This is a genomic window from Planctobacterium marinum (genome assembly GCF_036322805.1).
GTDB lineage: Bacteria > Pseudomonadota > Gammaproteobacteria > Enterobacterales > Alteromonadaceae > Planctobacterium > Planctobacterium marinum_A.
Genome location: NZ_AP027272.1, coordinates 3,221,756 through 3,245,744, shown reverse-complemented (window position 1 = coordinate 3,245,744; position 23,989 = coordinate 3,221,756). Strand labels below are relative to the sequence as shown.

General features: G+C 46.6%; 25 protein-coding genes. 19 read left to right on the top strand and 6 right to left on the bottom strand.

The window, feature by feature from the left end; translation table 11 throughout:
* Positions 1-187 precede the first annotated feature (187 nt).
* The 6 genes from trpA to AABA75_RS14420 are packed head-to-tail and all read right to left on the bottom strand — an operon-like array spanning position 188 to position 6,882.
* A complete protein-coding gene (gene trpA / locus AABA75_RS14445; protein ID WP_338293313.1) occupies positions 188-1,006 on the bottom strand; it encodes a tryptophan synthase subunit alpha in 819 nt (272 codons plus the stop codon).
* Positions 1,006-2,199, bottom strand: coding sequence for a tryptophan synthase subunit beta (gene trpB, locus AABA75_RS14440; RefSeq protein ID WP_338293312.1), 1,194 nt, complete (start codon positions 2,197-2,199; stop codon positions 1,006-1,008). Before trpB ends, trpA begins: the two co-directional genes overlap by 1 nt.
* A 23-nt stretch (positions 2,200-2,222) precedes the next feature.
* Entirely contained in the window at positions 2,223-3,605 is a 1,383-nt protein-coding gene (gene trpCF, locus AABA75_RS14435; protein ID WP_338293311.1) for a bifunctional indole-3-glycerol-phosphate synthase TrpC/phosphoribosylanthranilate isomerase TrpF, read from the bottom strand.
* A 10-nt stretch (positions 3,606-3,615) separates the two neighbouring features.
* The gene (trpD, locus tag AABA75_RS14430) at positions 3,616-4,659 is read right to left on the bottom strand and encodes an anthranilate phosphoribosyltransferase (RefSeq protein WP_338293310.1); all 1,044 of its coding nucleotides are present in this window, start codon (positions 4,657-4,659) and stop codon (positions 3,616-3,618) included.
* Between the two features lie 2 nt (positions 4,660-4,661).
* Entirely contained in the window at positions 4,662-5,273 is a 612-nt protein-coding gene (locus AABA75_RS14425; protein WP_338293308.1) for an aminodeoxychorismate/anthranilate synthase component II, read from the bottom strand.
* Between the two features lie 4 nt (positions 5,274-5,277).
* A complete protein-coding gene (locus AABA75_RS14420) occupies positions 5,278-6,882 on the bottom strand; it encodes an anthranilate synthase component 1 (protein WP_338293307.1) in 1,605 nt (534 codons plus the stop codon).
* A gap of 296 nt (positions 6,883-7,178) precedes the next feature.
* Here AABA75_RS14420 and AABA75_RS14415 point away from each other — a divergent pair, with 296 nt between their 5' ends.
* From AABA75_RS14415 to tolA, 19 genes are all read left to right on the top strand, one after another.
* Complete coding sequence (locus AABA75_RS14415) at positions 7,179-8,105, top strand: PHP domain-containing protein (protein WP_338293306.1); 927 nt, start codon at positions 7,179-7,181, stop codon at positions 8,103-8,105.
* Complete coding sequence (locus AABA75_RS14410) at positions 8,102-8,725, top strand: L-threonylcarbamoyladenylate synthase (RefSeq protein WP_338293305.1); 624 nt, start codon at positions 8,102-8,104, stop codon at positions 8,723-8,725. Before AABA75_RS14415 ends, AABA75_RS14410 begins: the two co-directional genes overlap by 4 nt.
* A gap of 58 nt (positions 8,726-8,783) precedes the next feature.
* The gene (locus AABA75_RS14405) at positions 8,784-9,608 is read left to right on the top strand and encodes a ScpA family protein (RefSeq protein WP_338294863.1); all 825 of its coding nucleotides are present in this window, start codon (positions 8,784-8,786) and stop codon (positions 9,606-9,608) included.
* An 81-nt stretch (positions 9,609-9,689) separates the two neighbouring features.
* Positions 9,690-10,280: an SMC-Scp complex subunit ScpB gene (gene scpB, locus AABA75_RS14400; protein WP_338293304.1), complete on the top strand. Its 591-nt coding sequence runs from the start codon at positions 9,690-9,692 to the stop codon at positions 10,278-10,280.
* Positions 10,281-10,322: 42 nt separating this feature from the next.
* A complete protein-coding gene (gene rluB / locus AABA75_RS14395) occupies positions 10,323-11,183 on the top strand; it encodes a 23S rRNA pseudouridine(2605) synthase RluB (RefSeq protein WP_338293302.1) in 861 nt (286 codons plus the stop codon).
* Between the two features lie 88 nt (positions 11,184-11,271).
* Positions 11,272-12,309, top strand: coding sequence for an energy transducer TonB (locus AABA75_RS14390; protein ID WP_338293301.1), 1,038 nt, complete (start codon positions 11,272-11,274; stop codon positions 12,307-12,309).
* A 245-nt stretch (positions 12,310-12,554) separates the two neighbouring features.
* Entirely contained in the window at positions 12,555-13,424 is an 870-nt protein-coding gene (locus AABA75_RS14385; RefSeq protein WP_338293300.1) for a TRAP transporter TatT component family protein, read from the top strand.
* A gap of 15 nt (positions 13,425-13,439) precedes the next feature.
* Positions 13,440-14,423 carry a TRAP transporter substrate-binding protein DctP gene (dctP, locus tag AABA75_RS14380; protein ID WP_338293299.1) on the top strand — a complete coding sequence of 328 codons (984 nt, stop codon included), beginning with the start codon at positions 13,440-13,442 and terminating at the stop codon, positions 14,421-14,423.
* A gap of 7 nt (positions 14,424-14,430) precedes the next feature.
* Positions 14,431-14,934, top strand: coding sequence for a TRAP transporter small permease (locus tag AABA75_RS14375; protein ID WP_338293298.1), 504 nt, complete (start codon positions 14,431-14,433; stop codon positions 14,932-14,934).
* Complete coding sequence (locus tag AABA75_RS14370; RefSeq protein WP_338293297.1) at positions 14,931-16,214, top strand: TRAP transporter large permease; 1,284 nt, start codon at positions 14,931-14,933, stop codon at positions 16,212-16,214. Before AABA75_RS14375 ends, AABA75_RS14370 begins: the two co-directional genes overlap by 4 nt.
* A gap of 179 nt (positions 16,215-16,393) precedes the next feature.
* Positions 16,394-18,157 (top strand): aspartate--tRNA ligase, encoded by a 1,764-nt coding sequence (aspS, locus tag AABA75_RS14365; RefSeq protein ID WP_338293296.1) that lies wholly within the window; start codon positions 16,394-16,396, stop codon positions 18,155-18,157.
* A gap of 3 nt (positions 18,158-18,160) precedes the next feature.
* Positions 18,161-18,601, top strand: coding sequence for a dihydroneopterin triphosphate diphosphatase (nudB, locus tag AABA75_RS14360; protein WP_338293295.1), 441 nt, complete (start codon positions 18,161-18,163; stop codon positions 18,599-18,601).
* A 42-nt stretch (positions 18,602-18,643) separates the two neighbouring features.
* The gene (gene ruvC / locus AABA75_RS14355) at positions 18,644-19,165 is read left to right on the top strand and encodes a crossover junction endodeoxyribonuclease RuvC (protein WP_338293294.1); all 522 of its coding nucleotides are present in this window, start codon (positions 18,644-18,646) and stop codon (positions 19,163-19,165) included.
* 66 nt (positions 19,166-19,231) lie between these two features.
* Positions 19,232-19,849: a Holliday junction branch migration protein RuvA gene (ruvA, locus tag AABA75_RS14350; RefSeq protein WP_338293293.1), complete on the top strand. Its 618-nt coding sequence runs from the start codon at positions 19,232-19,234 to the stop codon at positions 19,847-19,849.
* A 39-nt stretch (positions 19,850-19,888) separates the two neighbouring features.
* Positions 19,889-20,905 (top strand): Holliday junction branch migration DNA helicase RuvB, encoded by a 1,017-nt coding sequence (ruvB, locus tag AABA75_RS14345; protein WP_338293292.1) that lies wholly within the window; start codon positions 19,889-19,891, stop codon positions 20,903-20,905.
* A gap of 682 nt (positions 20,906-21,587) precedes the next feature.
* Positions 21,588-21,986 carry a tol-pal system-associated acyl-CoA thioesterase gene (gene ybgC / locus AABA75_RS14340; RefSeq protein WP_338293291.1) on the top strand — a complete coding sequence of 133 codons (399 nt, stop codon included), beginning with the start codon at positions 21,588-21,590 and terminating at the stop codon, positions 21,984-21,986.
* The gene (gene tolQ / locus AABA75_RS14335; RefSeq protein WP_338293290.1) at positions 21,976-22,665 is read left to right on the top strand and encodes a protein TolQ; all 690 of its coding nucleotides are present in this window, start codon (positions 21,976-21,978) and stop codon (positions 22,663-22,665) included. Before ybgC ends, tolQ begins: the two co-directional genes overlap by 11 nt.
* A 14-nt stretch (positions 22,666-22,679) precedes the next feature.
* Positions 22,680-23,108: a protein TolR gene (gene tolR, locus AABA75_RS14330; protein WP_338293289.1), complete on the top strand. Its 429-nt coding sequence runs from the start codon at positions 22,680-22,682 to the stop codon at positions 23,106-23,108.
* On the top strand, positions 23,105-23,977 hold the full coding sequence (gene tolA, locus AABA75_RS14325; RefSeq protein ID WP_338293288.1) for a cell envelope integrity protein TolA: 873 nt from the start codon (positions 23,105-23,107) through the stop codon (positions 23,975-23,977). Before tolR ends, tolA begins: the two co-directional genes overlap by 4 nt.
* Positions 23,978-23,989: the final 12 nt, after the last annotated feature.

The following is a 23,989-nucleotide window of genomic DNA, read 5'->3' as shown; positions in this document are numbered from 1 at the left end:
CATTCACTACGTCCCTGTAGCTCGCCGTTAAAATGTTCCCGACATAAACGGCATTTATATTTTGTAGGTCGACATTAAACGTCATGGATGGCGTGAATGTCTTTTTTTGCAGGGAGCAAAAAAGACGATGTCGACAGCGGTATGTGAAGCAACCACCGCTGTCCGCTTAAAAGCGAACCTACAATTATTACTTCTGAGTGGCGGCTTTCATCTCAGCGACAAAGCTTTTCAGTGCTGCCAGCATCGCGGGTTTATCGTTGAGATTATCTTCAATGATTTTAACCGTAGCTGAGCCAGAAATCGCCCCGGCAGCACCTGCGGCAATCGCTCCTTTTACCTGTTCCGGCTGAGAGATACCAAAGCCTAATAATGGCGGCGCAACTTGCAACGAGCTTAAGCGCTCCACCAATTCTGAGGCTGGCATTTCTGCTTTTGTTTCTGCACCAGTCACACCCGCACGACCTAATAAGTAGGTATAGCCTTCACTGTGCTGGGCGATATGGGCCAGGGTTTCTTCACTGGCATTGGGCGGCGCAATCAGAATTTGTTGAATTCCTGTGGCATCGGCAGCGTTCTTAAACGGGCCTGATTCACGCACGGGTACATCTGCAATTAAAATTGAATCCACGCCAGCCGTCATGGCTTTTTGGTAAAAGTTTTCTATTCCTTGTGCCAGCACCAGGTTGCTGTATAACAGCAGGCCAATAGGTACATCGGCATGTTTTTCACGCACAGCCTTGATGATCTCAAAACAGTCATCTGGCGTGATTTTCTCACTCAGTGCTCGAATACTGGCCTTTTGGATTGTGGGGCCATCGGCTATAGGGTCGGAAAACGGTATCCCCAATTCTAGTGCATCTGCACCGCCTTCAACCAAGGCACAAATAATATCGATACTGGTTTGTTTGTCGGGATCGCCCACAGTGACAAAAGGAACAAATGCGCCCTGGTTTTTCGCCTCCAGTGCCTGAAATAATTTTGTATAGCGTTGTGTTTTTTCAGCCATTAGTGAGATTCCTTGTTACGCGCTTCTAAAATACTGTGAACATGAGTGAGATCTTTGTCTCCTCGGCCAGAAAGATTCACTACGATTATGGTGTCGTCCTCAGCCTCATCGGCCATATTCAAAGCATGGGCCAATGCGTGAGAGGACTCCAGTGCCGGGATAATTCCTTCTTTTTGGGCTAACAATTGGAATGCATTTAAGGCTTCGTCATCGTCGATAGCGACATATTCAGCGCGCCCTGTAGCGTGCAGGTGAGCGTGCTGCGGTCCCACAGCAGGGTAATCCAATCCTGCAGAAACCGAATAGGATTCTTCAATCTGTCCTTCCTGCGTTTGCATAATATAGCTAAAGGCACCGTGTAAAATACCTTTGCTGCCAGTGGCGATAGCTGCACCGTGATCGGCGGTATGAATGCCTTTACCGCCGGGTTCAACGCCGATAAGGCGAACACTCGGCTCTTCGATAAAGTCAGCAAACATGCCAATGGCATTAGAGCCACCGCCCACACAGGCCACAACGGCGTCCGGCAAACGACCTTCTTTTTCCATGATCTGCTTGCGCGTTTCTTCGCCGATCATACGATGGAATTCCCGCACTATGGTGGGGAAGGGATGTGGCCCTGCGGCCGTACCCAAAAGATAGTGGGCGTCGTTGTAGGTTGCAGACCAGTCGCGCATAGCTTCGTTAACGGCATCTTTCAGCGTACCAGAACCGGCATTAACTGGAATAACTTCTGCACCCATTAAGCGCATTCTGAACACATTAGGTGCCTGACGTTCAACATCTTTTGCGCCCATGTAAATACGCGCTTTTAAGCCTAACAAGGCACATGCCAGTGCTGTGGCTACGCCGTGTTGTCCTGCGCCAGTTTCGGCGATCACTTCAGTTTTGCCCATGCGTTTGGTAAGCAAGGCCTGTCCTAACACTTGGTTAGTTTTGTGAGCCCCGCCGTGCAATAAATCTTCCCGTTTCAGGTAGAGTTTAACTTTCGGGTTGCTTACCAGGTTGCGCGTTAAAAATAAAGGGGTAGGGCGGCCTGCATAATCGGTTAACAACTCATAAAATTGCTTTTGGAATTCAGGATCCGCTTGCGCTTCTACGAAAGCCGCTTCTAATTGGTCGAGGGCTGGGATCAGCAATTCGGGCACATACATGCCACCAAAATCGCCAAATTTACTGTCTAGTTTGTTCATGGTTTCACTACTCGGATACTATTTTAATATTGTCTTAATGCGGTAAAAGCCGCTGCTAATTTTTGATGATCTTTCACGCCCGGCGCACTTTCCACGCCAGAATTAATATCGATTAGGTGTAATCCCTGTGCCGCTGCAGATTGGATGTTTTCAAGGTTGATACCGCCTGCCAGGCCAAATCGATCTTTTTGGGATAAATTGTTGAGCAATTGCCAGGAGAATTGCTGTCCGGTTCCGCCAGTTTCGCTGCCAACCTTGCAATCCAATAAAAACAGATCCACCTCGGTTTCTGAAAAGTGAGGCAGAGCATCTGAAATCCCTTTGGCTTTCCAGATGGCAACGTCTGGAGCGAGCTTTGCCCGTAATTCACTGATGAACGCCTGGTTTTCGTCTCCGTGCAGTTGCACTGCTGCTAGCTTCAGCGTGCTGGCGGTGTTAATAATTTCAGCACTGCTGGCATTAACAAATACACCTACGTAATTAAACGGTACTTGCTCCGCTATCTGCTTTGCCGTATCAAGGTTGATACAGCGTTTCGATTTCGGCGCAAAGATAAACCCGGCATAACATGCCCCAAGTGCTTTCGCTTTTGCAGCATCCTCAGCACGGGTAATGCCGCACACTTTGGTTCTGCCTAGCACTAGGTTGTTTACAGCCTGGTCCAGGTCTTGCTCGGCCATCAAGGAGCTACCTACTAAAAAGCCATCCACCAGATGCGCCAGACGCAAAACATCCTGGTGGGTGTAAATACCAGACTCAGAGATGATCACGGCGTCGTAATCCAGCTGCTGTTTCAGCAGGGGAACTAGTTTTTCAGTCGCAGCAAGGTCGGTGCTTAAATCCCGCAAGTTGCGATTATTAATGCCGATGATTTTGGCGCCCAGGTTAACCGCTCTATGGGCTTCTTCTTCGTTACTGACTTCTGTCAGTACATCCAGTTGATAATGGTTTGCCAGCTTTGCCAGAATTTGGTATTGCTCATCATCCAAAACCGATAACATCAACAAAATAGCATCGGCGTCGTATTTACGCGCCAGATGTACCTGGTATTCGTCAATGAAAAAATCCTTATTTAATACCGGTTGCGTTACCCGCTGGGTAACATATTCCAGATACTCATATTTACCCTGAAAATATTTTTCATCAGTTAGCACGGAAATACCGGCAGCGTGAGGTGTGTAAGCTCGCAGGATTTCATCCAAATCGAATTGCTCACGGATGAGCCCCTTTGAGGGGGAAGCCTTTTTACACTCCAAGATATATCCGGCATTGGGCTGTTTCAGGGCATCAAATAAGCTTTTTTCTGAGACGGTAAGCTGGGCCTGAAAGCCTTCAAGCGGTAGTTCAGCTTTACGCTGCTGTAATTCAACTTCTTTATCGGCAACGATTTTTTGTAATACGTTCATGTTTTTGGGCTTACTCCACCGTATCCTGTTGGATTTGATTATTTTGACTAATTTGGGCCGCTTTATGGATGGTTTGCAAAGGACTGCCAGATTGCATGCTTTGCATTGCCTTATGAGCGCCTTCGGCGAAACTGTCTGCTAAACCGGCAAGCTTTAACAAGGCCCCCGTGTTGGCGGCCACTGCAGCCATGTGGGCTGGCTGCCCTTTGCCCTGCAATACAGCCTCAATCAAGGCTTTATTCTCTTCCGGCTCACCGCCTTTGATAGCCTCCAGTGGATAGCTTTCTAGATCAAAATCCTTGGCCGATAGTTCACTGTAACTGATTTCATCACCGTGCACTTCCGCCACCTGGCTGACACCGTGTAAGGCAATTTCATCCAGTCCAGCACCGTGCACCACCATGGCATTTTGATAACCCAGTAGTTGTAGTGTCTCCGCATAAGCTGAGATCAAATCAGGACTATATACGCCAATCATGATGTGGCTGGGTTTGGCTGGATTAGCTAGTGGCCCTAATAAATTAAACAGGGTGCGAGTTTTTAAGGTAGTGCGCACATTCATGGCGTGGCGCACACCTGCGTGGTAATTGGGGGCGAATAAAAAACACAGTCCACTTTCATCCAGGCAAGCTCTGGCGGTTTGTGGTGTCATGGTGAGGTCCATGCCAAATTCCCGGAACAGATCAGCTGAGCCAGATTTACTGGAAACGCTACGGTTACCGTGCTTGGCTACGGGTAAACCGCAGCTGGCAGCCACAATGGCTGAAGCTGAGGAAATATTAATGGTATTGTGGCCATCACCACCGGTGCCAACAATATCAGCAAACATGTAATCCGGACGTTCTATCGGCGCTGCATTTTCTATCATGGCACTGGCGGCACCAGCGATTTCTTCTGGGGTTTCGCCTTTTATTTTCAAACCGGTAAGCATGGAAGATAATACGATATCATCCAACTCACCTTGCATAACCATGTTGAAAAAACACTGAGTTTCTCTTTGGCTCAAATCTTGTTGAGCGTATATTTTTTCCAGAAGGGCGTGAATATCGGCCATGGTTATACTCCGCTTTGCTTATTGGTCAGGTAGGCAATGCTCTGTTTTAGTAATTGGCTACCCTGTGAAGTTAAAATGGATTCCGGGTGGAACTGCATCCCCAGCATGTTATCTGTGGCATGCCATACCGCCATGATGATGCTGTGTCCATCTTCTGGCTCGTAGCGAGCAATACATTGCAAATTGCCAGGCATGTCTGCGGCTACGAGGGAATGATAACGCGCCACCGGGAAGGGATTGGGTAAGTCAGCAAACATTTTGTCGCCACAGTGATTAATCAATGACGATTTGCCGTGCAATACTTGCGGTGCTCGCACAATCTCACCACCGTAATGTTGCACAATCGCCTGGTGACCAAGGCAAATGCCCAGCACCGGATAACGACCCTGAACCAATGATATTAGTTCCAACATGCAGCCTGCACTGGCAGGATCACCGGGGCCGGGAGATAACAATAATAGCGTGTCTTCACCCAGTTCCTGCATTTTGTTTACTACGTGCTGGGCGGGCACATTGTTGCGAAAGATGGTCAGCGACATGCCTGCAGCCCGCAGTTCGTCCACCAGGTTGTAGGTGAATGAATCAAAATTGTCTAATAACACCACATTGGACATGTCCTCAAGCCTCCTGTGTTGATTTGCGATTGGCTTGCTGAATAGCACTGATCACCGCTTGTGCTTTGCCTCTGGTTTCGTCGGCTTCTGATTGTGGATCTGAATCGTAAACCACCCCCGCGCCCGCCTGAACATAAGCCATGCCGTTTTTCACAAATGCCGATCGGATCACAATGCAGGTGTCCATATCACCATGGCCATTAATGTAACCCACAGCGCCGCCGTAACTGCCGCGACGATGTTGCTCTACTTCACGGATGAGGGTCGCGGCCTTCACTTTGGGAGCCCCCACCAAGGTGCCCATATTCATACAGGCCTGATAGGCGTGCAAACTGTCCAGGTCTTCCCGCAGTTGTCCCACCACACGGGACACCAGGTGCATAACATGGGAGTACCGGTCTACTTTTAATAAGTCTTTTACGTGCCGAGTTCCGGGAATGGATACACGGGCAATATCATTGCGGGCCAAATCTACCAGCATCAGGTGTTCCGACTTTTCTTTATCGTCTTCCCGCAATGTTAATTCAATACGGCTATCGAGGTCATGATCGATACTACCATCCTGGCGTTTACCACGAGGTCGGGTGCCCGCAATGGGATACACTTCTACAACATTGCTGTCTTTTTGATATTTCAGGGCGGATTCCGGACTGGCGCCAAAAATCACAAAATCACTGTCCTGGATGTAAAACATATAAGGACTGGGATTGCTGTTTTTCAGTTCGTGGTAGGCGTTATAAGTGGATGGACAGGGCAGGGAAAAAGTACGTGAAGGCACCACCTGAAAAATATCCCCGGCCAGTATATTTTCTTTTAAATCCAAAACGTGCTGGCAGTATTGGGCATCGCTTTGATTAACCTTAAGTTCGTCCGAGATATTACCCGGTATCGTCGCTGCTGCGATGTCTTCGACATTGGTTTGTAATTGTTGCTTTAAAAACTCAATGCGCTGACTTAACTGAAAATAAGATTGTGCTACCTGCTCGCCACTAAAAACGCTGCCCAGCATACGAGAGCTTTTTTGTTGATGATCAATGGTGATCAAGGTTTCCGCCAGGTAAAACACATAATCGGGGCAATCGTTGTCACCTTCGGCTACTTGCGGCAATGTTTCAAAGGTGGCCAGCAAGTCATAGGCAAAAGTACCACCAACAAATATCGCCATGGGGTGGTTGCTCAGCGCCACCAAATCAGATTGCAATATACGCAATACATCAAAAACCGAGGCTGACTTTAGCCGTGCGTCTTCATCTAAAAATTCATCGGCTGCGGTAAAGGTCACTGCTAGCGATTGCTCTTGCTGTTCAATAACAGCGTCCGGTAGCCTCGTTAATTGCTGTGCTAAAAACTGCAACACAGGCAGGCCGTTGTCGCTCAATGCACTAACAGCCACTTTGTGACCACGACACACAAGTTTTAAGGCTGCATCTACAAGTAATAAACTATTGGTACTGTTTTTACTGTCGATTTCTGCTGACTCCAGCAACATCGCATTGGTTTTTTGGTGGCACAATCGTTTGAATGTCGTGAGCGGATCCTCAATGTAAGGACACTCGGTTTCTATTGTGGCAACCTTTCCTGGTTGTTCGCTTAGTTCTGCCAGACTCATGTTGTTCTCTGTAAATTTCCCGGAATAAAAACTAAAAAACCCGCTTCTTGAGCGGGTTTTTTACAAATTTTAGCAATGCAAAAAGGTCACAACCCGCGATTAGTCAGGACGTGCCACCACCAAATTGTGTTAATAATTGTATGTTGCATTGAGATTAAATTCTGTTCTAGTTATTGGATAACGTTTATTATGTATAGAAGAAAACAAAACTGGATTTATGTCAAGCAGGAATTTAAGACTATTCAAAGATTGCCTTCATTGCTGTCGAACTGTCATTTCCGCAACAGATAAGCTGTATGAAAATTGATTTACATAGCCATACCCATTATTCCGATGGGCATCTGAGCCCGCAAGAGCTGATACTGCGCGCTCACAACATGCAGCTGGATGCATTAGCCATTACCGATCACGATACTGTCGCCGCCATTGACGAAGCACTTGCTTTTCAAAACACACAAAAGCGCCATCTAAGTATTATTCCGGGCATTGAGTTGTCTACCAGTTGGCATGGATTTGATATTCACATTCTGGGCTTAAACATTGACCGCGAAGATGCGCTTTTTCAGGAAAGGTTGGCGCAGCAAGCTGCAGCCAGGCAGGAACGCGCATTAATTATCGCGGAAAAGCTGGCAAAGTGCGGTCTTGATGATGTCTACGAAAGTGCTGCCAGGTACGCGGGTAAAGGCCAGATCACCCGAGCCCATTTTGCCCGAGTTATGGTGGAAAAGGGCTACGTACATAATTTTGATGGAGCCTTTAGAAAGTATCTGGGTAAAGGTAAACGGGCTCATGTAGCGCCCAAATGGATCACGATTGATGAAGCTATTCAGTGGATCCACGATGCTAAAGGCAAAGCGGTGTTGGCTCACCCCGGACATTATGATCTCAGTGCTAAGTGGCTGAGAAAACTCATTGTTTATTTTAAACAAGCGGGCGGTGATGGTATGGAAGTGTGTCATCCTCACTTGGCCCCAGATCGTCAGCGCCAGATGGCAACCTATGCACAGGAATACCAGTTAGAAGCGTCTGCCGGTTCGGATTTTCACGCACCTGGCCGCTGGACAGAATTGGGACGTCACTTAAATATTCCCGAACATTTAACGCCAATTTGGCATGACTGGCAGAGTATCGGTCAGGAATACGCAGTAAATCCCCAGGAAATTAATAACCAAGACGTTATTGCCACAGACGAAAACCACAAGAATAAAGAGTCATTATCATGAGCCAATTTTTCTATATCCATCCTGATAACCCTCAGGCGCGCTTGGTGCGTCAGGCCTGCGAACTGATAAAAAATGGTGAGGTGATTGTCTATCCCACCGACTCCGGTTACTCGATGGGTTGCAGTCTCGACAATAAAAACGCACTGGAGCAAATTTGCCGAATTAGACAGATTGGCAAAAATCACAATTTTACCCTGATGTGTCGTGATATGTCGGAACTGTCGTTGTACGCAAGAGTCGACAACGATGCTTTTCGCATTATTAAAAACAATACCCCTGGGCCCTATACTTTTATTCTGAAAGCCACCAAAGATGTACCTAATCGGGTAATGAATCCCAAGAAAAAGACCATTGGGATCCGGGTGCCTGACAATGCCATTGCCTTGGCTATTCTGGAAGAGTTAGGCGAACCTTTAATGTCTACCACTCTTATTTTGCCGGGGAGCCAGATGGCTGAGTTTGATCCCGACGAAATACGCGACAAGCTGGAGAAGCAAGTGGGTTTGATTATTCACGGTGGTTATCTCGGTGAGCAGCCCACTACTGTCGTGGATATGTCTGATGGCAACATTGAATTAATTCGCGAAGGCAGCGGCCCCCTCGAACCACTGGGATTCTGAGTTGAGCGAAGAAATTCCGCACGACACTAAACAGTTGGCAACTGACCCGCAAGAGCAGATGTCGGCTGAACAAATCACTCAGCAACAGTCTTTACCGCTGGCCTTCATCAATGGCGAAGCCTTGATGGACAAGCCTGAGGATTTGTATATTCCGCCCGACGCCCTGGAAGTGATTCTGGAAGCGTTTGAAGGACCATTGGATTTACTGTTATATCTCATTCGTAAACAGCGCTTTGACGTGGTTAATTTACCCATTTTGCAGATCACCCAGCAGTACATGGAGTACGTGGAGGTGATGAAAGATATCAAGCTAGAATTGGCCGCGGAGTATCTGGTGATGGCAGCGATACTGGCAGAAATTAAAAGTCGCTTATTATTACCGAAAATCATCAACGAAGATGACGAAGAAGAAGATCCCCGTGCTGAACTTGTGCGCCGGCTGCGAGAATACGAAATCATCAAAAAAGCGGCGCAAGAGTTGGATGGTATTCCGCGCATGGAGCGAGACTTTCGACGAGCTAAAGCGGATATCGATGAAGCCTGTGAACCCCTTAAAGTTCTACCAGATATCAGTCTGCAGGAACTGGTATTCAGTTTTCAATCGGCGCTGCAAAGGGCCGCTGCTTTTGAACACCATCAAATAGAGCGAGAGGCGCTATCAACCAGAGAGCGTATGAGCCAGATTCTGGATATGGTAACAGAGCACAGCTACACTGGCTTTGAAGCCTTTTTTAGTAAAGACGAAGGTAAGGCAGGGGTAGTGGTGACATTTCTGGCTATTCTGGAACTAGTAAAAGAAAAGATGTTGATGGTGCAACAACAGGAACCTTATGGGCTTATCCATGTTAAACTGTACAATGATGATGAGTACTCCGACGGTTAGCGACTATTTTGCAATGGCTAAATTGCCGCTAACTTCCGTTGGGAGTGCTCTGATAGGTCTTTAATTTGGTGATTGGGCATCGTGGCAAAAGTTAAAAAAGCGCAACTGAAACAAATTATTGAAGCGGCTATTTTTGTGGCGGATAAGCCAGTAACCCATGAGCTATTGCAAGAGTCGATTCTGGCGGAATTTGAGTTATCTAAAAAGTATCTGACTCAGTTACTCAACGAGATTGAAAAAGACTATGCCGACAGGGGCATTCGCCTGGTAAAAGTGGCCTCGGGTTTTCGTTTTCAATCGGACGCCAGTTTGAACCCTTGGGTGGGGCGCTTGTGGCAAGAGCAGGTGCCGCGTTATTCCAGAGCCCTGTTAGAAACGTTGAGTTTAATTGCCTATCGACAACCCATTACCCGTGGTGAAATAGAGCAGGTGCGCGGTGTAAGCGTTAGCTCTAATATTATTAAAACCCTGATGGAGCGGGACTGGATTAAATCCGTTGGTCATAAAGAGGTGCCGGGAAGACCAGCCCTGTACGCGACAACCAGCGAGTTTTTAGATTATTTTGGCTTAAAAACCTTGGCAGAGTTGCCATCAGTGGCGCTGTTTGAAGAGCAAAGCAAACAAGACACACAAGCACTTTTTCCTGACGAACCCGTTAAAGAAGAAGCCTGAGTGTTTCATTGAAAACATATTATTATTGAGAAATAACAAAGCATGAGTGAAAAATTACAAAAAGTACTGGCCAACGCCGGTATCGGTTCCCGTCGGGAAATGGAACGTTGGATAGAAGCCGGCAGGATCTCGGTAAATGGCAGTATTGCCACCTTAGGTGCGCGGGTAGAGACCTCAGACGATATTCGCGTGGACGGCGAGCCATTGCGACAAAACCCTGCAGAAACGTTTTGCCGGGTGATTATGTACAACAAACCCGAAGGCGAAATCTGTAGTCGTAAAGATCCGGAAGGACGCACCACGGTATTCGAACGCCTGCCCAACATTAAGCACGGCCGTTGGATTTCTATAGGGCGATTAGATATCAATACCAGTGGCTTGTTGTTGTTTACCAACGACGGTGAGCTGGCTAATCGATTGATGCATCCACGCCATGTAGTAGAGCGGGAATACGCGGTGCGCGTATTTGGTGACGTTGACGACGCCATGATCAGGCGACTGAAAAAAGGCGTGATGTTAGAAGACGGCGAAGCCAAATTTATTGATGTAAAGCGCCGTAAAGGGGAAGACACCGGACTGAATCAGTGGTTTTCCGTTACTATCGCTGAGGGGCGTAATCGCGAAGTTCGCAGAATGTGGGAATCTCAGGAGGTACAAGTGAGCCGACTAATGCGCACCCGATATGGCAGTGTTGAACTCAACAAGCGACTGCCACAAGGCGCCTGGGTAGAGCTGGAACTGAAGGAAATTAATCAGCTACGCTCAACGGTACAATTACCTCCGGAAACAGAAACCAAAATCAAAAAAGAGCAGGGCAAACTGGATCACGTGCGCTTATCGCGTATGCGCCGCTCTATTCAAAAACACAAAGCCCGCAATACCAAGAAAAAGCCCGCTAAATAATTGACATCCCGGCCTTGTGCCGGGTAATTTATTACCTCTCACGGCATTCCCCGGCATCTAAGCCGTCGGTGATTTAAAAAGGATTAATATGAAAAACGGACTTATAATTCTTCTCTTGTCTTTGGTAATAGCCCCCTTTGCACAAGCAGCAGACAATCTCTCTGTCTCACTGGAAACCCTTATCAGCGCAGAACCCTTGGAGCGAAAACCGCCAAAATACCCGCGTTTAGCCGCAAAAAAAGGTCAGGAGGGCTGGGTACGATTGAGCTTTGTTATCGATGAGCAAGGTAATGTTATTGACCCCATAGTGCACGACTCCTCTGGTGTTGAACGTTTCGAGAAAGCGGCACTTAAGGCGGTTAAAGACTGGAAATACAGCCCCGCAATGGTAGACGGCAAACCTGTAGAACAGTGTAATTCTAAGGTTCAATTAGATTTCAGATTGGGAGAACAGGAAAAAGGGGTTACGCGTCAATTCTTGAAAAAGTACAAAAAGTTGCGCAATGCTGTTATCGAAGGCGATATAGAGCTGGCAGATGACCTCTATACTGAGTTTAAAGAAGAGTCCCATCACAATTTTTCTGAATCTGTCCATGCCGCTGTGGTTTCTGCAACCTATTTCAGTGCTAAACAAGACGTCCCTCAAATGACCCGAGAATTAGAGACTATCGCCAACAACGGCTATAAGTTTCTTGGTGAAGAGTCTTATTTGAGTTTGTCAGGTCGTTTACTAATGCTAAAAATAGAGCAAAATAAGTTATCTGAGGCATTGGAATTAATTGCTAAGATCAACGAAGTTGTGGATGCCGATGCGTCGGGGTTGGCACCCATCAAAGAGATGCAGAATAAACTTCAGCAATATATTGAGAATAATCAATATTTGGTGGTCAAAGGAAAAATACATTCACACAAAGCCTGGTATCATCAATTATTACTCAATAAATTTGATTTGGTGAGCGAGGGGAACGCTTTTGAGCGCATTGAAATACGCTGCAAAAACAAACGCTCCACCTATAGCAACTTTGAAAAACAAGGCTTTGCCATCCCAGAGGATTGGGGACAATGCCATATCTACGTTGATGCGCCGCAGGGCACAGAGTTTTCGTTAGTGGAATACTCATCCTGATCTAAACGTCCAGTTTTTTAGAGTGTGCATTTGGAACCTGCTTCTTAAAAAGCAAGTTTTCTGATAGTGAACTAACCCTCATCTTTCGGGCCGTAATACTCGTTTACAGAAAGTGTTCTCAATTTGTAACACTACTAAAGTAAACTTCAATAAAGTTGCACTTGATGGTAAAGTGCGCGCGCTTTTATAACTGATGCGAGTCATCAGAGTGTCGAGAACGATTTTCACCGGTTACTAGTACTATTATGGTTTTCAATAAACGTGTTCACTCATCCTGTGCTCTTTTAATCGCTGCCATTTTGGGATTGTCAGGATGCTCCTCTTTAATTTCTGGTGCCACCAAGAACCTTGCCTCTCAGTTGCAAGATACCATTAGTAATCACAACGATCCGGAAGTGGTTAAAGCTGCCTTACCCGCTTACATGTTGCTACTGGAAAGTATGCAGGATGCAGAAGACCCTTCCGTGGACAGTCTCACGAGTGCCGCGCAATTATACGTTGCTTATAGTGCCGCGTTTGTGACTGAGCCAGACAGGCAAAAGAAATTATCCCAACGCGGTTTTAACTATGCCAAATCTGCAATTTGTACCCACAAAGCGGCGTTTTGTGGTCTAAAATCGTCAGACTATGCCAGCTTTTTAAACGTCATTGAACAAGCGGAATTAGAGGATGTGCCCGTGTTAGGCACCTACGGAACCGCGTGGGGAACTTGGTTAAAAGCCAACAGTGATGATTTTAATGCTGTTGCCGATTTGCCAAAAATCACCCGTTTAATGGAGCGCCTGGTGGCACTGGATGATGATTTTCAGCAAGGCAACGGGCATTTGTATTTGGGTATAATACATACGTTGACTCCGCCAGCCGTCGGTGGCAAACCTGAGCTGGCCAGAAAACATTTTGAGAGAGCTATTGAAATTTCTCAGGAGCAGAACCTGATGATGAAGGTGACATACGCTCAGCAGTATGCCCGTATGTTATTTAACAGAGAGTTACACGATAAATTGTTAACAGAGGTTGTTAATGCTGACCCGGTTGTTCCCGGTTTAACCTTGAACAATACCTTGGCGCAAGATGCAGCAAAAGCACTGCTTAACAGTGCAGAAGATTATTTTTAAGAGAGCAGATTTACCATGTTTTTTAGGATTTTATTGCTTGGTTTGGTTTTGACTTCGGCTTCGATATCAGCCAAGACGTTAAAGATTGCTACTTTGTCGCCAGAAGGCTCCATCTGGATGCAAAAGTTTCGTCAGGTGGCAAGTGAAGTAAAAACGCAAAGCGATGGCCGCGTGAAGATTAAGTTTTACCCCGGTGGCGTTATGGGGGATGACGAAGCGGTTTTGAAGAAAATCAAAATCCGTCAGTTACACGGTGGCGCTATGACCGGAGGCAGTCTATCGCGCTTTTATGCCGATAGCCAAGTTTATTCATTGCCTTTGAAATTTGATAGTTTAAGCCAGGTGCGCAAAGTGCGTAACGAAATTGATGCCGATATCTCACAAGGTTATGAAGACGGTGGTTTTGTTACTTTTGGCCTTGCCGGTGGCGGTTTTGCCTATATCATGTCGAAACAGCCGATTGCCCACCCTGATGATTTAAAAGGTCGTAAAACTTGGGCGCCAAGTGCTGATGCAGCAACGGTGGCTGCATTTGATGCCTTTTCTATTTCGCCCATTCCACTGGGGATTGGTGATGTGTTGGCTGGTTTGCAAACCGGCCTGATTGATACGGTAGCAACATCACCCGTGGCGGCGATTACGCTGCAGTGGCACACGCAAATAAAACACGTTACTCAGGTTCCACTAATTTATGTGTATGCGGTATTGGCGGTGCAGAAAAAAGCGTTTGATAAGCTAAAACCAGAAGATCAGCAAGTGGTACGTAGTTTGTTTGGCAAAGCTTTTAAAGAGTTGGATGCCGAAAGTGAAAAAGACAACCAAAAAGCGCTAGATGCGCTGGCTGCACAGGGAATCAACTTAATTACGCCGGATGCTCAGCAACTGGCGGCCTGGAAAAACCTCGCCAGAAAAGCTGAGCAAGCCATGATCAACCAAGGCGCAGTTTCGCAATCAATGGCTGACAAACTCGAGCGTCTTTTGGCAGATAAAGCAGAATAAATTAATAATGGCAGGGAAGGGAAAAGACAAGCATCCTGTGATTCGAATTGTTGAGCTACTGGAGCAGACGGTTCTGGTGGCTTTGTTCTTAGCGCTGGTTAGCTTAACCTGCGCGCAGATCCTGCTGCGCAATCTGTTTGATTCAGGGATCGTGTGGGCTGATGATGCTATCAAAGTATTAGTGCTTTGGGTGGCGATGTCGGGGGCACTGTACGCTACGCGCACAGCTCGCCATATCAGCATCGATGTGATTTCTCGCTTTTTACCTTTACACCTTGCAAGACTTATACGTCGTTTTCTGTTTACGCTAACGGGCGCGGTTTGCATTGTAGCAGCCTGGTATTGCTATCAATTTGTATTGTTAGAGTTTGAAAATCCCACCTTAGCTTTTCTGACCTTACCAACCTGGTTTACTCAAGCGGTAATCCCTGTCACCTTGCTTCTGATGGCGTTAAGATTTTTATGGTTAGCGGTTTGTTTGCCTGAAGAACTGGAGTCCGCTGCCCCATGATGCTATTGATAATGCTACTGGTGGTGCTGCTGTTATTGATGGGAATGCCGTTGTTTGCCGGTATCCTCGCGATTGCCATGTTAGGTTTCTATTCAGTGGATATTGATTTGATGGTTATCGCCATCGATATGTATCGCATTACCGAAACCCCGCTTATTGAAGCCATTCCTTTGTTCACCTTCGCTGGTTATTTGCTCAGTGCCAGTAATAGTTCACAGCGCTTAGTGAAGCTAACCCAAGCCTTGTTGGGCTGGATACCCGGCGGTCTTGCAATTGTGGCCTTTATCACTTGCGCTTTGTTTACCGCCTTTACTGGCGCATCCGGAGTGACGATTGTAGCCCTTGGTGCGCTGTTATATCCGGCATTGCAACAAGCAGGCTATCAGCAAAAATTCAGTTTGGGGTTGGTAACCACCTCCGGTAGTTTAGGATTGCTATTCCCACCGTCTTTGCCTTTGATACTGTTTGGCGTAATTGCCCTGCAACTTGATATGCCCGTTAGTATGACCATTGAAGATTTGCTGGTGGCCGGGCTATTGCCAGGTTTGTTGATGATTGTGATGCTATCTGCCTGGAGCATGTGGATGCAGCGCGGCAATCAAATAGCACGCCAGTCATTCTCTTTTGGCGAGTTGCTGGATGCCGCCAAACTAGCTAAGTGGGAAATCCCGTTGCCACTAGTGTTATTGGGCGGCATTTATTCCGGTTTTTTCGCGTTGTCGGAAGCGGCGGTGGTGACCGTGATTTACCTGCTGATTGTCCAGGTACTGGTATACAGAGATATTCCCCTGAAAAAGTTGCCTGCACTGATTTGTGAAGCCATGGTGATGGTTGGGGGGATCCTGATCATACTCACCGCGTCACTGGTACTTACCAGCTATTTCATTGAGATTGAAGCGCCGACGCAATTGTTTGATTGGGTGAGCCAAAAGATAGACAGCCCGCTCAGTTTTCTGATTATGCTCAACCTGTTTTTGTTAGTACTGGGAGCATTTTTAGATATTTTTTCTGCAATTGTGATCATGGTGCCGCTGCTGTTACCCATAGCGCTGTCTTTTGGTATCCATCCGGTACACCTTGGCGTGATTTTTCTGGCCAACATGCAAATCGGGTATCTGACTCCGCCAGTGGGCATGAATCTGTTTATTGCCAGCTATCGTTTCGGTAAGCCCATTACTGAAATTTATAAAGCCACTCTGGGGTTTGTTGCGGTGTTATTAATTTCGCTCATTATTATCACCTATTGGCCAGCCCTGTCTCTGGTATTTATTCAAGAGTAATTGCCAGCTTATTCAAGAATAATTGTCAGCCGCTGGATTTCTATGCTGTGCTTGCCTGCGCTTTAGTTTATAATCCGGGGATTTTTGATTCGCCCATTTTATCCGGGCAAGTTTGATTGCCGAAATTCACCTTGAGTGATATCGGAATTCATCGGTTGTTAAGAAATAAAGGTTTTTTAATGCGCACCAATTATTGCGGAAATATAGATGCAAGTTATGTAGGTCAGACAGTGACATTGTGTGGCTGGGTAAATCGTCGTCGTGATTTGGGGGGAGTTATCTTCCTTGATTTACGGGATCGAGAAGGAATTGTTCAGGTGGTTTACGATCCGGATTTGCCTGAGTTATTTGATACGGCAAACTCCTTGCGTCAGGAATTCTGCGTAAAAATCGAAGGGCTTGTGCGCGCCAGACCGGAAGGTCAGATCAACAAGCAGATGCGCACTGGTGAAATCGAGATCCTGGGTAAAGGTCTGGAAATATTGAGCAAAGCCGATGTGTTGCCATTGGACTTCAATCAGGAAAATTCTGAAGAACAGCGTTTGCGCTATCGTTACCTTGATTTACGTCGTCCTGAGATGTCTGATAAAATCAAATTCCGCGCCCGCGTTACCAGCGCGGTGCGCAATTTCCTGGATGAAAACGGCTTCCTGGACATTGAAACCCCCATTCTGACCAAGGCTACTCCTGAAGGCGCCCGTGACTATCTGGTGCCCAGTCGTACGCACAAAGGTCAATTTTTCGCATTGCCACAGTCTCCTCAGCTGTTCAAACAGCTGCTGATGATGTCGGGCATGGATCGCTATTACCAAATCGTAAAGTGTTTCCGTGACGAAGATTTACGCGCCGACAGACAGCCAGAGTTTACCCAAATTGATATCGAAACCACCTTCATGGACGCTGATGGTGTGATGGCCGTTACTGAAGAGATGGTGCGTGGTTTGTTCAATGATTTATTGGACGTGGAACTGGGCGAGTTTCCAAAAATGTCTTATGCCGAGGCAATGCAGCGTTACGGCAGTGATAAGCCAGATTTACGCAACCCACTAGAAATCGTCGACGTTGCTGATCTGGTTAAAGACGTCGATTTTAAAGTGTTTAGTGGCCCGGCTAACGATCCCAAAGGGCGCGTTGCGGTTATCCGCGTACCAGGTGGTGCCAGCCTGTCGCGTAAAAACATTGATGAATATGGCAAGTTTGTCGGCATCTATGGTGCCAAGGGCCTGGCCTGGTTGAAGGTAAATGACAAAGACGCCGGAATGGACGGCTTGCAATCTCCGATTCTGAAATTTTTATCTGAAGAGGTCGCTACAGCGCTGTTGCAAAGAACGGGCGCTGAAACCGGCGATATTCTGTTATTTGGTGCTGATTCCTACACAGTAGTGTGTGAGGCTTTGGGGGCACTGCGGTTAAAACTGGGCACGGATCTGGATTTATTGCAAGGTGAATGGCGTCCTTTATGGGTTGTGGATTTCCCTATGTTCGAAGAAATCGACGGCCAATTCCACGCTTTGCATCACCCATTTACTGCGCCACGCAATATGACACCAGAAGAGCTGGCTCAGGCACCTGGAACAGCGCTTTCTGATGCCTATGACATGGTTTTAAATGGCGTTGAATTAGGTGGTGGCTCGGTGCGTATCCACAATCAGGATATGCAGCAGCAGGTGTTTTCTATTTTGGGTATTGATGCCGAAGAAGCCCGTGAGAAGTTTGGCTTCTTATTGGATGCACTGAAGTTTGGTGCGCCACCGCACGCAGGATTGGCGTTCGGCTTAGATCGCATGGTGATGTTGATGACCGGCTCTGAGTCTATTCGCGACGTGATGGCATTCCCGAAAACCACCACGGCTGCCTGTCCTCTGACAGATGCTCCCGGATTTGCCAATCCGCAACAACTGCAGGAATTGGCTATTGCTTCCATCGTCAAGGACAGCGAATAAACTATGGGATATAAGCGACCAGAATCCGTTTTAGTGCTGATCTATGATCCACAAGATCGGGTTCTGGTACTGCAGCGCAAGGATGATCCCGACTTTTGGCAATCGGTAACAGGCACCATTGAGCTTGAAGAGCTGCCTATCGAAACGGCGGCGCGAGAGGTTCATGAAGAGACGGGTATTGATATTATTGGCTCCGGTTATGAGCTTGTAGATACTCGTGTTATTAATCAGTTTGAAATCAGGCCTCAATGGCGTTACAAATATCCTCCCGGTGAGTTTACTAATACCGAATATGTCTTTACGGTTTGCGTGGATAGCACCACGCCAATCGTCCTTACCGAGCACCTAACTCATTGTTGGTTAAGTCCGGCTGAAGCACAGCAAAAAGTGTGGTCACAAAGTAATAAAGAAGCCATAGAAAATCACTTTTTAAATCTCTGTTAATCATTTATACATGAATTTGGTTAATGAACTACGAGGCCTGTTTTGGCGATTATTTTAGGGATTGATCCCGGATCTCGGGTAACAGGTTTTGGCATTATCGAGCAAAGTGCAAATAAAACTCGCTACCTCGGCAGCGGTTGCATCCGGGTGCAAGGGGAGGGGCTGGCTGAACGACTTGAGCAGATTTTTGCCGGAGTAACGCAAGTCATTGAGCAGTATCAACCTGCGCAATTTGCCATTGAACAAGTGTTTATGGCGAAAAACCCCGATTCAGCGCTGAAGCTCGGTCAGGCTCGTGGCGCGGCAATTGTCGCCGCAACGCAAAAGAGTCTGCCAGTGGCAGAGTATTCTGCCAGACAAATCAAACAATCCGTAGTGGGCAAAGGCAGTGCTGAAAAAGCCCAGGTGCAGCACATGGTAATGCATTTACTGAATCTCAATAAAAAACCCCAGTCTGATGCTGCTGATGCATTAGCGGTTGCCTTATGTCACCTCCACACCCAACAAAACCTGATTAAATTAGCCGGGCAAGCCTCTAAAACCGTACGAGGACGCTTGCGCTGAGCGTGCTGCACTGATACTGTATAAAAAAACAGTTCGTTATAATAATAACTAAGAAAGAGGTAGAGCATGATAGGTCGTATTCGTGGCACGTTAGTGGAAAAACTCCCGCCAGAAGTATTGATCGACGTATCTGGTGTGGGATACGAAATCCAGATGCCCATGACGAGCTTATACCAGTTACCCGAGCTTGGCGCAGAAGTGGTGGTGTATACCCACTTTGTGGTGCGGGAAGATGCCCAGTTGTTATTTGGCTTTGCTGACCGACAAGAGCGGGCACTTTTTCGGGAACTCATCAAGGCAAACGGCGTGGGGCCTAAAATGGCACTGACCATAATGTCGGGTATGACTGCCGGACAATTCGCTCAAGTGGTCAACCAAGGGGATGTTTCTTCCTTAGTCAAACTTCCTGGCGTGGGGAAAAAGACCGCTGAACGCTTATTGGTGGAAATGAAGGACCGTTTGAAAACGGTGTTTGGTAATGTTGAGGCCATGGCAGTTACACCGCTGGATATAGGTGAATTGGCTGTTCCTACGGCTATTGGCAGTGCCCGAGATGAGGCACTGAGTGCATTGTTGGCGCTAGGTTATAAGCCGCCTCAGGCTGAGAAGATGTTAAAAACGGTATTTACTGAAGCGGCTTCAGCAGAAGAGCTTATTCGAGATGCGCTGAAAAGTGTTGCCTGATTTTATTTTTGAGCCTGATTTTATATTAGAGATAGCGACATGATAGAAGCCGACCGTATTATCTCCTCTGACGTAAAAAATGAAGAGGAGGCAGTCGATAGAGCCATACGGCCCAAATTACTTGCGGATTATACCGGGCAAGATCACGTCTGTGATCAGATGGAGATTTTTATTCAGGCGGCCAGACAACGCCAGGACGCATTAGATCACTTACTTATTTTTGGGCCGCCCGGACTTGGGAAAACCACGCTGGCCAATATCGTGGCTAATGAACTTGAGGTAAATATTAAAACCACATCTGGCCCGGTTTTGGAAAAAGCCGGCGATCTGGCGGCCATGTTAACCAACCTGGAAGCACACGATGTGCTGTTTATTGACGAGATACATAGGTTAAGTCCGGTTGTGGAGGAAGTGCTCTATCCAGCGATGGAAGACTATCAATTAGATATTATGATAGGAGAGGGACCCGCAGCGAGGTCGATTAAACTAGATTTACCGCCTTTTACCTTGATAGGTGCTACGACAAGAGCCGGCTCTTTAACTTCACCACTGAGAGACCGATTTGGCATTGTTCAGCGTCTTGAATTTTATAATGTCAAAGACTTAGCCAGTATTATTGCCCGTTCAGCGCGCTATTTAAACATGGAGTTGGACGAGCCAGGGGCGTTTGAAATCGCGGCCAGATCTCGAGGTACGCCGAGAATTGCCAATCGATTGTTACGCCGCGTGCGAGACTACGCTGATGTTAAAGGCACTGGTGTTGTTGATAAAAGTATCGCAGCAAAAGCGCTGGATATGCTTCATGTGGATGCTGAGGGCTTTGACTATATGGATAGAAAACTGCTTTCAGCCATTCTGGAAAAGTTTGCTGGCGGGCCTGTGGGCCTTGACAATCTAGCGGCAGCCATCGGTGAAGCAAAAGATACCATTGAAGATGTCATTGAGCCTTTTTTGATTCAGCAAGGGTTTTTACAGCGCACACCCAGAGGGCGCATTGCAACTCAGCGTACCTTTAGCCATTTTGGATTGAGTTACGAAAATCCCGAATCAAATTAACGGTTATTTCTGGTGTAGCCGACTGGAAATTTTAAGGGACGTAGAAAGAAAAATGCCCGCTTAAAAGCTAAGCGGGCGAAAACAACAAGTGTTGAAGGAAAATAAATCCAAGGAACATATCCATGAGAATCAAGTTGAAGAACTGCTGTGCAAATTAAACAGTTACCTGCCTCTCTGAAGATGCGTGCATTGTACAGTGGTCCTGCAAACCTTCAACTGAAATAAATTCATCTTTCGCATTAGATAAACTAATGTTAACTATTCGTTAATAATCTTTTGGATTGTTCTAATTGTGTGCAAATAATAAAAATAAACCAATAAATACAGGTGTTTACATATTTTTGGGTCTCTTGTGATGCATGAATTTATGTCTTGCTGGAGCTGCTTAGGTGGAGATTTGAAGCGGAAGCCTTGCTGAATGTTATTTGTTTCAAAAAATTTAATCTTAAGAGCCTTTTTTTCGGTGTTGAAAGCAAGGTTAATTTCAATGTTGATTTAAAAATTTTATATATTTCATAACTTTACTGTTTAATGTTGGGTTATTGCATGGTGTTTATGTTTAATGACTTTAACCCCTTAAAAGTAAAAGACAGCGATAAATGAATTTAAACTGAATCAAGCCTTTCACAACTGTGTTATCTTACTGGCAAATCACAACGGCAAAAATAGTCAGAGACGCAATATGCATAAATGGCAAGTCAGGGTGTATTACGAAGATACTGACGCAGGCGGAATTGTTTATTACGCTAACTATCTCAAATTTATGGAGCGAGCCAGAACTGAGTGGCTGAGAAGTCTGGGTATCGAACAGCCAGATTTATTGCAACAATCTATCGGTTTTGTGGTCAGACAGGTGGAAATGGAAAATCTACAGCCCGGCAAATTTAATGATTTGTTGTGTATTTCCAGCCAAATTGTAGAATTAAAACGTGCCAGCTTGGTATTCCAACAGGATATACACAATCAAAGCAACAATAAGTTGGCCAGTGCGTTAATCCGGGTAGCTTGTGTCGATTTAGAAAAGATGCGACCACTGGCTATTCCGAAATCAATATTAGGGGAACTTACTCGTGTCGTCTGAGCTATCCTTTTTCGACCTGTTTTGGCAGGCCAGTATCCTTGTGCAACTGGTCATGCTGACGCTACTCATTATATCTGTTGTTTCGTGGGCGTTTATTTTTCAACGCAACAAAGCGCTATCGCAAGCCAGCAGTGAAATTAAAAAGTTTGAAGACCGCTTTTGGTCGGGTGCTGATCTGAATCGACTCTATCAAGAATTATCGGCCAGACAGTCAATAGGTGGCTTAGCCAGCTTGTTTTGCGCCGGATTTAAGGAATTTGTCAGACTAAGCAAAAGCTCTACTACTCATCCCGATGCTATTATGGATGGCACCCATCGTGCTATGCGAGTCTCTTTATCTCGCGAAGTGGACAGTCTTGAAAGTCACTTACCCTTCTTAGCGACCGCAGGGTCCATCAGCCCTTATATCGGCCTGTTTGGTACTGTGTGGGGGATCATGAACTCCTTTATCGCATTGGGTGGGCAACACCAGGCAACGTTGGCCATGGTCGCGCCGGGTATCGCGGAGGCGCTTATTGCTACAGCAATGGGGTTGTTTGCCGCCATTCCTGCGGTAATAGCTTACAACCGTTTCAGTCATCAAGTTGAGAAGTTAGAGAATAACTACGCCAATTTTATGGAAGAGTTTTCCAGTATTCTGCACAGGCAAGCACTGGCAAACAGTAAAGACGGGCAATAACCGGGAGCCTCCGTATGGTTGTTTATGTAAGAAAGCGCCGACGTCCCGTTTCTGAGATTAACGTCGTTCCCTACATTGATGTGATGTTGGTATTGCTGATCATATTTATGGTTACAGCGCCGCTGGTTACGCAAGGCGTTAAGGTAGACCTCCCCAAAGCAGAAGCAGAGCCGTTAAAAGAGGACACTAAACCTCCGCTTATCGCTTCTGTGGACGCTGAGGGTAAATACTATCTCAATGTGGGGGATACGCAGAAAGATCCGCTATCGGCAGAAGATTTGGCAGTTTTAGTGGCTAAGCATCTGCAAAAAGAGCCCGATACACCGGTGGTGGTCAAAGGCGACGGTAATGTACCTTATAACAATGTTGTACAGCTAATGGTGTTACTGCAACGAGCGGGTGCACCGTCGGTTGGATTAATGACAGATATGCCTGAAGCATGAATTGGTTGTTGCACCCTGTAGGTAAATCTTTTGTTTTACACCTTGTATTGGGCACGGTGTTGGTGGTGAGTGTGCACTTTTCACCCACTCCTCAGCTACCTGAATCAAATAATACCGCCCAACCCATTAATGCCGTGGTGGTGGATGCTGCGGTGATTAATCAACAGTTACAAAAAATAGAGCAAGAAAAGCAACAAAAGCTTGAGGCAGACCGACGTAAGAAAGAAGAACAACAACGTCGCATCCGCGAGCGGGAAGAAGACGTTCGTCGAGCAGAGCAGGCTGCAGCCGAAGCCCGCAAGCGCAAGCAAGAAGAGCAAAAACGGGCAGCTGCAGAAGCTGAGCGCAAAAAGCGGGAAGCCGCAGAAAAAGCAAAACGCGAAAAAGCTGAGCGGGAACGCAAAGAGCGGGAGCGCAAAGAAGCTGAACGCAAAAAAGCAGAAGCAGAAAAAAAGCGCAAAGAAGCCGAACAAAAAGCCAAAGAAGAAGCTGAACGAAAAGCACAAGAAGCGCTTGAAAAGGCAGAACAAGAGCGCATATTAGAAGAGCAATTGAAGGTAGAGCAAGCCGCTCGAAATGCCAGAAGGCAAAGACAGGTCATGTCGGAGATTGGTAAATATACGGCATTGATTGAGCAGACGATAAAGCGCAACTGGATTGTGGACCCGTCTATGAAGGGCAAATCTTGCAGGCTCAATATTCGTTTGGCATCCAATGGCTTAGTGACTCAGGTTACGACATTGGAGGGCGACGCTAATGTTTGCCGTTCGGCCCATTCGGCGGTGCTTAAATCAGATACTTTACCTGTGTCATCTGACCCGGAAGTGTTTGCTGAAATGAAAGAAATTAATTTAACGTTAAAACCATGATGGTGTGCAAGT